The sequence below is a fragment of the Kitasatospora sp. NPDC004272 genome, from assembly GCF_053603035.1.
In genome coordinates this window covers 1-11,114 of sequence record NZ_JBSGET010000201.1, presented here as the reverse complement: position 1 = coordinate 11,114, position 11,114 = coordinate 1, and the positions used below count along the sequence as shown (strand labels likewise).

11 protein-coding genes are annotated in these 11,114 nt (G+C 76.9%); 5 read left to right on the top strand and 6 right to left on the bottom strand.

Annotated features, from left to right (window positions below):
* Window positions 1–1,324 (bottom strand): LuxR C-terminal-related transcriptional regulator (locus tag ACWEO5_RS36095; RefSeq protein ID WP_452166335.1); only part of this gene is annotated, 1,324 nt, incomplete at its 3' end.
* 117 nt (window positions 1,325–1,441) lie between these two features.
* Between ACWEO5_RS36095 and ACWEO5_RS36090 the strand changes: the two genes are divergently transcribed.
* Window positions 1,442–2,713, top strand: coding sequence for a cell division protein PerM (locus tag ACWEO5_RS36090; RefSeq protein WP_452166334.1), 1,272 nt, complete (start codon window positions 1,442–1,444; stop codon window positions 2,711–2,713).
* A gap of 184 nt (window positions 2,714–2,897) precedes the next feature.
* Here the strand turns inward: ACWEO5_RS36090 and ACWEO5_RS36085 are convergent, their stop codons facing one another.
* Both ACWEO5_RS36085 and ACWEO5_RS36080 read right to left on the bottom strand, forming a co-directional pair.
* Complete coding sequence (locus ACWEO5_RS36085) at window positions 2,898–3,641, bottom strand: ABC transporter permease (RefSeq protein WP_452166333.1); 744 nt, start codon at window positions 3,639–3,641, stop codon at window positions 2,898–2,900.
* On the bottom strand, window positions 3,638–4,546 hold the full coding sequence (locus tag ACWEO5_RS36080; RefSeq protein ID WP_452166332.1) for an ABC transporter ATP-binding protein: 909 nt from the start codon (window positions 4,544–4,546) through the stop codon (window positions 3,638–3,640). Before ACWEO5_RS36080 ends, ACWEO5_RS36085 begins: the two co-directional genes overlap by 4 nt.
* A gap of 131 nt (window positions 4,547–4,677) precedes the next feature.
* Between ACWEO5_RS36080 and ACWEO5_RS36075 the strand changes: the two genes are divergently transcribed.
* Complete coding sequence (locus ACWEO5_RS36075; protein WP_452166331.1) at window positions 4,678–5,808, top strand: sensor histidine kinase; 1,131 nt, start codon at window positions 4,678–4,680, stop codon at window positions 5,806–5,808.
* Window positions 5,805–6,497, top strand: a complete 693-nt coding sequence (locus ACWEO5_RS36070) for a response regulator transcription factor (RefSeq protein WP_452166330.1) — start codon at window positions 5,805–5,807, stop codon at window positions 6,495–6,497. Before ACWEO5_RS36075 ends, ACWEO5_RS36070 begins: the two co-directional genes overlap by 4 nt.
* Window positions 6,498–6,534: 37 nt before the next feature.
* On the opposite strand, the gene ACWEO5_RS36065 is transcribed toward ACWEO5_RS36070, so the two are convergent.
* A complete protein-coding gene (locus ACWEO5_RS36065; protein WP_452166329.1) occupies window positions 6,535–7,158 on the bottom strand; it encodes a hypothetical protein in 624 nt (207 codons plus the stop codon).
* A gap of 364 nt (window positions 7,159–7,522) precedes the next feature.
* Between ACWEO5_RS36065 and purN the strand changes: the two genes are divergently transcribed.
* Window positions 7,523–8,182: a phosphoribosylglycinamide formyltransferase gene (gene purN, locus ACWEO5_RS36060; RefSeq protein WP_452166328.1), complete on the top strand. Its 660-nt coding sequence runs from the start codon at window positions 7,523–7,525 to the stop codon at window positions 8,180–8,182.
* A complete protein-coding gene (purH, locus tag ACWEO5_RS36055; RefSeq protein WP_452166327.1) occupies window positions 8,179–9,762 on the top strand; it encodes a bifunctional phosphoribosylaminoimidazolecarboxamide formyltransferase/IMP cyclohydrolase in 1,584 nt (527 codons plus the stop codon). Before purN ends, purH begins: the two co-directional genes overlap by 4 nt.
* A 34-nt stretch (window positions 9,763–9,796) precedes the next feature.
* Here the strand turns inward: purH and ACWEO5_RS36050 are convergent, their stop codons facing one another.
* Both ACWEO5_RS36050 and ACWEO5_RS36045 read right to left on the bottom strand, forming a co-directional pair.
* On the bottom strand, window positions 9,797–10,549 hold the full coding sequence (locus ACWEO5_RS36050) for an RDD family protein (protein WP_452166326.1): 753 nt from the start codon (window positions 10,547–10,549) through the stop codon (window positions 9,797–9,799).
* A 133-nt stretch (window positions 10,550–10,682) separates the two neighbouring features.
* The coding region (locus ACWEO5_RS36045) for a DUF2752 domain-containing protein (protein WP_452166325.1) at window positions 10,683–11,114 on the bottom strand (432 nt) is incomplete at its 5' end.

Here is an 11,114-nt window from a genome sequence, read left to right as displayed (position 1 = left end):
GCAACGGCCCCGGCGGGCCCGCCAACCGGGCCGGGACGCCCGGGGTCGGGCCGCACCACGGCGTCCGCAGCCCCGGCGCGCCGTACGGGGACGCCGGGCCCGCGCTGCCCGAACCGGTCGAGGTGCAGGCCGTCTCGCGCACCGGCCCCGCCGGGTCCGACTCCGACGGGCCCACCCCCAGCAGGGTGGCCACCACCGCCCCGCCCACCAGCACGGTCAGCGCCGCCGCCGCGCCCGTCACCAGCCCCGTGTGCACCCGGCTGTCCGCGACCAGCCGGGCCGTGGACGGCAGCCGCGGACCCGGGCAGCCGTGCACCGCCGCCCGGTGCAGCAGGGCCGACAGCCGCTCCGCGAACTCCGGGTCCTCCGGGTCCGCCCCGACCAGTGCGGGCACCTCCCGGGCCAGCTCGGCCCGGGCCGAGCGCACCCGGCTCTCGGCCGCGGCCGTGCTCGACTCCACCTCCACCGCGACCCGCTCCACCGGCAGGCCCAGCGTGTCGTGCAGCACCAGCGCCCGCCGCCGCGGCCGCGACAGCCGCAGCAGCGCCTTCACCAGCGCCCGGTCCTGCCGGGTCAGCCGCTGCGGCGGCTCGGGCGGTTCCGGCGCGCCCGCCGGGTCGACCACGATCCGCCGCCGCGGCCACCGCAGCAGGTGCGCCCGCCGCGGGCCGCCCCGGTGCCACGGCGACAGCGCCAGGTCGAACGCCTCCCCGCGGACCCGCCCCTCCGGGTCCGGGTCGGCCGCGACCTCCTCCCAGCGGCGGGCGGCCGACCCCAGCGCCAGGTGCACGCAGTGCGCGGCGCGGTGGCGGTGGCCGGTCAGCAGGAAGGTCTGCTGCACCAGCCGGGCGTGCACCAGGGCGGCGAACTCCCCGAAGCCGGCGGGGGCGTCGGCGTCGGGCGCGGGTTGCGGTACGGGCCGCGGGGGGCCGACGAACTCGACGGGCGCGGGTGCGGGCGCGGGCGCGGGTGCGGGGTGGACGGCCGGCGCCGGGGCCTGCGGGGCCTGGGCCTGCGGCGCCCGCGGGGCCGTTTCCGGGGCCGCTTCCGGCGTCGCGGGGGCGAGCGTGGCGACCAAGGCCACGGCCTCCTCGCGGTCGCGGACGCCGAGCTTGCGGACCGCCCGGTCGAGGTGTCTGCGGGCGGTGCCGGGGGCGACGCCCAGGTGTCGGGCCACGGCGCGCAGGTCGTCCCCGGCGGCCAGTCGGGCGAGCGCCCGGGCCTCCTGCGGGGAGAGGCGGCGGAGCAGGAGTTCGGCGTCCGCACGGGCCCGGGGTGAGGTGCCGGTGGTCCGTTCCGGCTCGGCGGTCGAGGGCGAGGTCACCGATCTCCTCCGTGGCAGGTCCGTCCCGGAAAAAGGCACATGTACTGATAATCCGGGACACGGCGAAGGTTCGCCCGTTGACACCCCTCAACGGGTGGCCTTGGCAGCATGAGGGCCATGACGCAGCTGATGGGCCGTCCGATCCTGGGACTGCCGAGCGACTTGGACGGCCGCTCCACCCTCTCCGACCTGCTCGCCGGCGTCCGCACCGCGCTGCTCACCCTGTCCGTGATCGCCGTCCCGGTGTTCGGCCTGTGGGTGCTCGCCCCGTACGGCGACGACACCGCCCAGGACGCGGCCCGGGCGGTCTTCGGACTCTGGCTGCTCGGCCACGGCGCCCCGCTCGCCCGCGGCCCGGGCGCCGCGCCGGTGACCGTCGTGCCGCTGCTGCTCACCGCCGTCACCGTCGTGCTGCTCTCCCGCGCCGGACACCGCCAGGCCCGGCGCACCCGGGGGCGCGGATGGATCCGCTGGCGCTCCCCGCTCACCGTGTACGCCGGGTACCTGCTGGTCGCGGCCGTCGCCGTCGCCCAGTGCGCCGACCCGCAGGCGGTGCTGCGCTCCCGGGCCGTCGCCGACCTCGCCGCCGTCGCCCTGCTCGCCGCCGCCGCGCTCGGCCACGGCCTGTGGAGCGGACTCGGCCGCCCCGCCCGCCTGCCCCGGCTGCCGCTGCCGCCCGCGCTCTGGCCGGACGGCGCCGCGGCCGCCACCGGACGGGCCCTGGCCGGATGGCTGCTCGCGCTGACCGCCGGCGGCGGGGCGGTGCTCGCCGTCGCGGTGCTGCTCGGCTCCGCCGGACAGCAGGCGCAGCGGCTCGGCGGTGGCGCGGCCGACTGGCTCGGGATGCTGCTCGCCTGCCTGAGCCTGGTGCCCAACGCGCTCGTCTGGTCCGCGAGTTACGCCCTCGGCGTGGGCTTCGCGGTCGGCACCGGCAGCCACGCCGGACCACTGGGCACCCGGCTCGGCCCCGCCCCGGACTTCCCGCTGCTCGGCCTGCTGCCCGCCGACCGCGGCCCCGACTGGCACCTGCTGGCCTGCGCGGCGGCGGCCGCCGCGGCGATCACCGCCGCCCTGCTCACCGGCCGCGCCGCCACCCGCTGGACCGCCGCCCAGACCGCGGCCGTCGCCACCGCGACCGCCCTCGCCGCCGGGCCGCCCGCGCTGCTGGTCGGGCACCTCGCGGGCGGCGCCCTCGCGCCCGGGCGGATGTCCGAACTCGGCCCCGTGCCCTGGCAGTTCGCCCTCGCCCAGACCGCCTGGCTGCTCGCCCTCGCGCTGCCCGGGGCGCTGCTGCGGCGCTGGTGGCTCGGCCGCCGGGGCGACGGCGCGGGGCCGGTGGTCCGCGCCCGGGTGGGGGCGTACCGGCTGGTGTGCCGACTCGCCGCGTGAACGCGGCGGGGCGCGGGGAACTGCGCGCAGCGGGAGGTGAACGCCTGCGAGGTCGTGAGGTGGGCGGCGAGTTGCCGTTCCTTCACGATCGTGCGGCGGCCGCCTGGTTGCTCGCGCGGTTCCCCGCGCCGCTGGCTTCGCCAGAGGTTGCGCCGGGTTCGGCACCGGGTTCGGCGGCTCGCGTTCACGCGTCCTTGCGCTGCAGGGTGCGCAGGCCCGCCAGGGTGGCGGCCAGGGTCCAGGCGGCCATCAGGAGGAGGCCGGTGGTGTGGCCGTAGGGGGTGCCGGGGGCGTCGGCGAGGCGGAGGGCGTACTGGCCGGCCCGGTCGGGGAGGAAGCGGGCGGCCTCGCGGAGGCCGGGGACGGCGGTCAGGGCGGTGGTGCCGAGGAAGACCGCGGGGGAGAGCAGGCCGAGGGCGGCGGTCTGGTTGCGCAGGACGGTGGTGAGCGCGAGGCACAGGACCAGCAGCAGCGGGTGGTAGAGCACCCCGGCGGCGAGCGCCCGGGCGGTGCCGGGGGCGGACGGGTCCAGGCCCACGGTGGCGGCGGTCGCCGCGAGTTGGCAGCCCACGGTGACCAGGCCGACGGCCAGGCCCAGGCCGGCGCCGAGCAGCAGCTTGGCGCGGTAGAGGCGCAGCCGGTCCGGGACGGCGGCGAGCGAGGTGGCCAGGGTGCCGGAGGCGTACTCCTGGCCGATCAGCAGGATGCCCAGGCAGGCGACCGCGACCTGGCCGAAGTTCAGCCCGTAGAAGAGGCCCACCATCGGGTCCTCGGTCAGCGAGCCGTCGGTGCGGCCGTACGCGGCCTGGGCGGCCGCCGTGATGCCCGCGCCGAGCGCCACCGCGAGCAGCGGGGCCGCCCACAGCGGGCGCAGCGTGGTGAACTTCGCCCACTCGGCGCGCAGCGGGTACGTCGTGGGGGCGCTCACGCCGTCACCGCCCGGTACTCGACGGCGTCCGCGGTCATCCGCATGAAGGTCTCCTCCAGGGAGTCGTGGGTGACGGAGAGTTCGACCAGCACCACCCGGTGCTCGGCGGCCAGCGCGCCCAGCCGGGCCGGGTCGGCGTCCGGGACGTCGAAGGAGCCGTCGCCGCGGCGGACCGCGTCCGGGTGGGCGGCGGCGAGCAGCGCGGCCAGCGCCGCCGGGTCGACGGCGCGGACCCGGACCCGGCGGCGGCCGTGCCGGGCCAGGAAATCGGCGGTGGAGGCGTCAGCGAGCAGCCGGCCCCGGCCGATCACCACCAGGTGGTCGGCGGTGAGCGCCATCTCCGCCATCAGGTGCGAGGACACCAGCACCGCCCGGCCCTCGTCGGCGAGGCGGCGCAGCAACTCCCGGACCCACCGGACGCCCTCCGCGTCCAGGCCGTTGACCGGTTCGTCCAGCAGCAGTGCGGCCGGGTCGCCGAGCAGGGCCGCGGCGATGCCCAGGCGCTGGCGCATGCCGAGCGAGAAGGTGCGGATCCGGCGGTCGGCGACCCCGGCGAGGCCGACCAGGGCCAGCACCTCGCCGACCCGGCGGGCGGGCAGGCCGTGCGAGGCGGCGATCCAGCGCAGCTGCCCGGCGGCGGTGCGGCCCGGGTGCACGGCCTGGGCGTCCAGCAGCGCGCCGATCCGGCACAGCGGACGGTCGAGCGCGGCGTACGGCCGCCCGTCCACCAGCGCCGTCCCGGAGGTCGGCCGGTCCAGCCCCAGCACCATCCGCAGGGTGGTCGACTTCCCGGCCCCGTTCGGGCCCAGGAACCCCGTCACCCGCCCGGGTTCGACCCGGAAGCCCAGGCCGTCGACGACCGTCCGGCCGTCGTACGCCTTGGTCAGTCCGCGGATCTCGATCACGTCGGCTCCCCTCGTCCGCTCGGTGACCCGAGTCAACCGCGCGGGGCCGGGGGCCCGGATCCCGCTCGCGGGTGGTCCGGCTCCCTCCCGGGAGGGAGGGCGCGGGCGGAGGGCCGGGGGAGGATGGGGGGATGTTCTCCCCGCTGCTGCGTCCCGTCACCTACGCCCGGTGGTTGCACCTGATGGTCGGGGTGGTGTTCGTGGGGGTGGTGCTGCTGGTGTACCCGGGGACGGAGGGGGTGTCGGCGGGGCGGGCGGCGGCGTGGGCGGTGGCGGTGGACGTGCCGTTGCTGTGCCTGCTGGCGCTGGTGCCGGGGGTGCGGCGCGGGGAGGGGGTGCAGGCGCGGTTGCTGCTGGGGCCCGGGCGGGAGGAGGAGATCGGGGTCGCGCCGTCGGCGGGCTGGGCGGACCGGGGGCGGACGGCGGGCTGGCTGGTGGCCCGGGTCGGGCTGGGGGTGCTGCTCGGGGTGGTGACGGTGGCGGCGGTCCGGGTGGTGGCGCGGTGGCCGCTGTCGGTGCTGCCGGTGCTCTTCGCCCTGCTCTGGCTGGTGGTGTACGCGGGGCGACTGCAACTCGCGCTGGCCGTAAGGCTGTTGGGCCCCTCGGGGGCGGAGCGGCTGGCGGCCGCCGAGGCCCGCGCGGAGCGCCTGCTGGAGCGCAACCGGCTGGCCCGGGAGCTGCACGACTCGATCGGGCACGCGCTGACCGTGACGGTGGTGCAGGCGGGCGCGGCCCGCGAGGTGGCCGATCCGGCGTTCCGGGAACGGGCGTTGGAGGCGATCGAGACCACCGGGCGCCGGGCGCTGGACGACCTGGAACGGATGCTGGTGCTGCTGCGCGAGACCCCGGACGCCGCCGCCACCGAGCGGCCCGGCCTGGGGCGCGCCCCCGAACTGTTCGCCGCCGCGACCGCCGCCGGCAGCCCGGTCGAGGCCCGACTCGACGTCGAGGAGGCCGAGTTGCCCGGCGTGCTGTCCCGCGAGGCGTACCGGATCCTCCAGGAGGGCGTCACCAACGCGCTGCGGCACGCCCCCGGAGCGCCGATCCTGGTCCAGGGCCGTTTGACGGAAGGGGAGTTGGAGCTGTCCTGCCGCAACCCCCTGACCGGCAGGGGGAGTTCGCGCCGGGGCGGCGGCAAGGGCCTGCGCGGGGTGCGGGAGCGCGCGGTGCTGCTCGGCGGCGAGTGCGAGGCGGGGCCGGACGGGGCGGACGGGGCGGACTGGCTGCTGCGGGTGCGGCTGCCGCTACGGTTGGGCCGGTGAGCGTGGTCAAGGTGCTGCTGGTCGACGACGAGGAACTGATCCGCTTCGGCCTGCGCGCCGTCCTGGACGCCCAGCCGGACCTGGAGGTGGTCGGGGAGGCCGCCGACGGCGCCGAGGCGCTCGGCCTGGTCCGCGCGCTGCGCCCCGACGTGGTGCTGATGGACGTCCGGATGCCCGGCCTGGACGGGCTGGCCGCGACCCGGGCGATCCTGCGCGACGCCGACCGCGGCACCGGCCGGCCGCCGAGGATCCTGGTGGTCACCACCTTCGAGGCCGACGACTACGTGTACGAGGCGCTGCGCGCGGGCGCCGACGGCTTCCTGCTCAAGCGCTCCCGCCCCGCCGAGGTCGTCCAGGCGGTGCGGCTGGCCGCGGCGGGGGAGACGCTGCTCTTCCCGGCGGCGATCCGCCGGCTCGCCGCCGCCCGGGCCGGGCGGGACGCCGACGGCGGCGCGGTGGCCCGGGCGGGCCTGACCGGCCGGGAGGGCGAGGTGCTGCGCCTGATGGCCCGCGGCCTGTCCAACGCGGAGATCGGCGCGCAGCTGCACCTGGGCGTGCAGACCGTGAAGACGCACGTCAGCGCGGTGCTCGGCAAGCTCGGCGCCCGGGACCGCACCCAGGCGGTGATCGCCGCCTACGAGTCCGGCTTCGTCACCCCGGCCCCGGACGGGCCGGCCGGCCGGGGCTGACCCGCCCCGGCGCGCGCGTCACCGCCGGGGGCCGCCGTTACTCGTCGGCGACGTCGTACAGGTTGCTCAGCCAGGCCGGGACGTCGTACTCCTGGGCGCAGCTGTGGGCGGACTCCTGGGTGACCGCGGCGTCCCGGCAGTCCAGGTAGTCGCGGTAGGCGAACTGGATGCCGAAGACGCCGAGCGAGACCACCAGGGCGAGGCCGCCGGTCAGCAGGGCGCTCAGGGCGGCGGGGACCTGGGGGCGGACCGGGCGGGGGGAGAACGGGTCGGCGGCGGGCTCGGCCGGGGTGCGCAGCACGGTGACGGCGTACCAGACGGCGAGCAGGGAGAGCGGGAAGGCCAGCCAGTACAGGCCGAACAGCACCGCGAGCAGGGCGGCGAAGCCGGAGAGCAGGGCGTTGCGGGCGGTGCGGTGGGCCGGGTCGGCCGGGTCGAGCTTGGGCGGGGCGGGCTGCTGCGGGCCGGGCTGCTCGGGGCGGTGGCCCCACGGCGGGGGTTGCGGGCGGTCCTCCTCGGGCTGCCCGTCCGGCCGCGGACCGGACGGTTGCGGGCCGGACGCCGGCGGCTGCGGGGTACGGGGGCGCCAGGGCTGGTCGGGCGCGCCGGGCGGTGGGGGCGCGAAGGGGTTGCGCTCGCCGCTGTCCTCGCCGCTGCTCATGGTGTCGGCCGTTTCTGCTCGTCGGATGGCCCGCCCCGTCGGTGGGGGAGTGGGCGGCCCGGAACAATGATCCCCCAGCCGGTTCCCGGCCGTACGGCACCCTGCCGGATCGGTCCGGGCCGCCGGGGCCGGGCGCGAGATCCCCGTCTCAACTACGCGCGTAGCGTTGCCTGCTGGTTACGGGCGGCCTCCCACCAGCCGTTATCGTGGTGACGGTCGGCAGCATCCGACGGTTCCCGGGGCCGCAGCGCCGCGGCCGCCCGGCGACCCGCCGCCGTCGCTCCCGACCTGCCGCCGCCCGTAGTGGCCCCACCGACGGTGGACGTACCAGCGGGCGACACCCCGACGTACGGAGAATCGCGCCGTGGCTGCCGCTGACGCCCAAGTGTTCCCGCCCCGTACCCCCGGTCCGGCCCGGCTGGTGGTACTGGTCTCCGGCTCCGGCACCAACCTCCAGGCGCTGATCGACGCCGCCGCCGACCCCGGCTACGGTGCGCGGATCGTCGCGGTGGGCGCCGACCGCGACGGCATCGCGGGCATCGAGCGGGCCGAGCGGGCCGGCATCCCGGTCTTCGTCCAGCGGATCAGGGACCATGCCGACCGGGCCGCCTGGGACGCCGCGCTGACCGCCGCCGTCGCCGCCCACGCACCGGACCTGGTGGTCACCGCCGGGTTCATGAAGATCCTCGGCCCCGCCTTCGTCGGCGCCTTCGCCGGGCGCACCGTCAACACCCACCCCGCGCTGCTGCCCGCCTTCCCGGGCGCGCACGGCGTGCCCGACGCGCTCGCGTACGGGGTGAAGGTCACCGGCTGCACCGTGCACCTGGTGGACGGAGGGGTCGACACCGGGCCGATCATCGCCCAGGGCGTGGTGGAGGTCGAGGACGCCGACCACGCCGACGGCGGCGAGGCGCTGCACGAGCGCATCAAGACTGTCGAGCGCAAGCTGCTCGTCGAGGTCGTGGGCCGGCTGGCCCGCGAAGGACACCGCATCGAAGACCGAAAGGTATGGATCCCGGCATGAGCGCCGCTTCCTCCGGTAACGCCCCCGTCTCCGAGAATGTGCGCCCGATCCGGCGCGCGCTGATCAGCGTCTACGACAAGACCGGGCTGGAGGAGCTGGCCCAGGGGCTGCACGCCGCCGGGGTCGCCATCGTCTCCACCGGCTCCACCGCCGGGAGGATCGCCGCCGCGGGCGTCCCGGTCACCGAGGTCTCCGAGCTGACCGGCTTCCCCGAGTGCCTGGACGGCCGGGTCAAGACCCTGCACCCGCGGGTGCACGCCGGCGTGCTGGCCGACCTGCGCCTGGAGTCGCACCGCGCGCAGCTCGCCGAGCTGGGCGTCGAGCCGTTCGACCTGGTCGTGGTGAACCTGTACCCGTTCACCGCCACCGTCGCCTCCGGCGCCACCCCCGACGAGTGCGTCGAGCAGATCGACATCGGCGGCCCGTCCATGGTCCGCGCCGCCGCGAAGAACCACCCCTCGGTGGCCGTCGTGGTCGACCCGGCCCGCTACGCGGACGTGCTGACCGCCGTTCAGGGCGGCGGCTTCGACCTGCTGACCCGCAAGCGCCTGGCCGCCGCCGCGTTCGCGCACACCGCCGCGTACGACGTCGCGGTGGCGAGCTGGTTCGAGCAGTCGGGCTACACCGGGTCCGAGGCCGCGTTCCCGACCTTCCTCGGCGACACCTGGGAGCTCGGCAACGTCCTGCGCTACGGCGAGAACCCGCACCAGCAGGCCGCCCTGTACACCGACGGGACGGGCGGCCTGGCGGGCGCCGAGCAGCTGCAGGGCAAGGAGATGTCCTACAACAACTACGTGGACACCGACGCGGCCCGCCGCGCCGCGTACGACCACGCGGGCCCGGCCGTCGCCATCATCAAGCACGCCAACCCGTGCGGCATCGGCACCGGCGCGGACGTCGCCGAGGCGCACCGCAAGGCGCACGCCTGCGACCCGGTCTCCGCGTACGGCGGCGTGATCGCCGTCAACCGCCCGGTCACCGTCGAGCTGGCCGAGCAGATCGCCCCGATCTTCACCGAGGTCGTCGTCGCCCCCGGCTACGAGGACGGCGCCCTGGAGGTGCTGGCCAAGAAGAAGAACCTGCGGGTGCTGCGCGCCCCCGAGGCCCCCGCCGACGCGCTGGAGTCCCGCCGGATCTCCGGCGGCCTGCTGCTCCAGCAGGTCGACCGGGTCGACGCGGCCGGCGACGACCCGGCCACCTGGACGCTGGCCACCGGCGCGGCGCTGTCCGCCGACGAGCTGGCCGAGCTGTCCTTCGCCTGGCGGGCCTGCCGGGCCGTCAAGTCCAACGCGATCCTGCTCGCCAAGGACGGCGCCTCGGTCGGCGTCGGCATGGGCCAGGTCAACCGGGTCGACTCCTGCAAGCTCGCCGTCGAGCGGGCCGGCGAGCGCGCGGTCGGCTCCTACGCCGCCTCCGACGCGTTCTTCCCGTTCGCCGACGGCCTGGAGATCCTGCTCGCCGCGGGCGTCAAGGCCGTGGTGCAGCCCGGCGGTTCGATCCGCGACGAAGAGGTGATCGCGGCCGCCGAGAAGGCCGGCGTGACCATGTACCTCACCGGGACCCGGCACTTCTTCCACTGACCGCCGCCGGCCGTCGGGCGTTCGCGCGGTGCCGCTACTTCTTGATCACGACGGTGCTCGCCGCGCGGTCGTGCCAGCCCTGCAGCTTGCCGGAGTTGTCGAAGAACGGCGACAGGTAGACCAGCAGGGTGCCGACGCCGCACAGCAGGTTGCCCACCATCGGGATGATGAAGCGGATGAAGCCGCCGCCCACGCCCGGGTGCTGGCCGTCGTGCTCGCGCACCACCCGCAGGCCCAGCGCCATCTTGCCGATCGTCGCACCGGCCAGGCCGACCAGCAGCCACTCGTACAGCAGGCCGAACACGGCGATGACGGCGAGCAGGCCGAAGAACGCCAGGACGACGTTGGTGCCGGCCTGCGTGTTGCTGTCGAGGCAGTCGTTCCAGGCCGTGGAGCCGACGTCGTAGCCGCTGCAGTCCTTGGTGGCCTTGTCGGCCAGGCCGATCGCGCCCGCCAGGCCGGCGGCCATCGCGATGCCGACGATCACCGAGGTGACGATGTAGTCCAGCAGGCGGGCCAGGAAGCGCTGCCCCATGGTGGCGATCCGGACGGTGCCGAGGTTCGCGATGCTGATGTAGCCGTTGTTGGCCTGGATCGTGCCGGGCGGCTGCGGGTAGCCGTAGCCGGGCTGCGGCGGCACCTGCTGCGCGTAGCCGTACGGCTGCTGCGGCTGGCCCTGCTGCGGGTAGCCGTAGCCGGCCTGCGGCGGGGCCTGCTGCGGGTAGCCGTAGCCGGGCGGCGGGGGCTGCTGGCCGTACGGGTTGTTCGGGTCGGGCGGGTAACTCATCGGTGCCTCCGGGCAGGAAGGAACGGGGACGGACGGGAAAAACCTTGGGGACGGGCTGTGGACACCGACCGCGGGGCAGATTAGCGGACGGCTCCGACGGGCCCCGGGCGGCGGCCGCGGACCGGTCGGCCGGTCATGACCGCAGCAGGCCGAGCCGGGCCAACTCCCAGCCCCAGGCCGTTGTCAGGGCCGCCCCCACCAGCAGGTTGCGGCCCGCGTACGACAGCGACCGCCAGCGGCGCCCCGGACCGAACGGCCCGCACACCAGCGCCACCGCGGTCAGCGCCGTCACCGGGTTCGCCAGCAGCGCGGCACCCCACCGGCCGTGGCCCGCCTCGATGAACACCGTGGTGCTGCCGCACAGCGGACACGGCACGCCGGTCAGCAGCCGCAGCGGGCACAGCACCCCCGGATCGTGCGCGTCGTGCGCCACCGCCACCGCGGCCGCCGCACCGGCGACCAGCGAGGCCCGCAGCGCCACCCGCAGCACCGACCCCGGCACCGTCCCGGCCGACCGCCGCCAGCGGGCCGCCCACGCCGCCCCGGCGGCCCCGGGGGCGCTCAC

What these genes read in the sequence shown, in the direction of transcription:
- purH (WP_452166327.1), top strand. Translation starts at nt 8,179, where the DNA reads ATGAGCGCCGCTTCCTCCGGTAACGCCCCCGTCTCCGAGAATGTGCGC.
- ACWEO5_RS36075 (WP_452166331.1), top strand. Translation starts at nt 4,678, where the DNA reads ATGTTCTCCCCGCTGCTGCGTCCCGTCACCTACGCCCGGTGGTTGCAC.
- ACWEO5_RS36050 (WP_452166326.1), bottom strand. Translation starts at nt 10,549, where the DNA reads ATGAGTTACCCGCCCGACCCGAACAACCCGTACGGCCAGCAGCCCCCG.
- ACWEO5_RS36090 (WP_452166334.1), top strand. Translation starts at nt 1,442, where the DNA reads ATGACGCAGCTGATGGGCCGTCCGATCCTGGGACTGCCGAGCGACTTG.
- ACWEO5_RS36065 (WP_452166329.1), bottom strand. Translation starts at nt 7,158, where the DNA reads ATGAGCAGCGGCGAGGACAGCGGCGAGCGCAACCCCTTCGCGCCCCCA.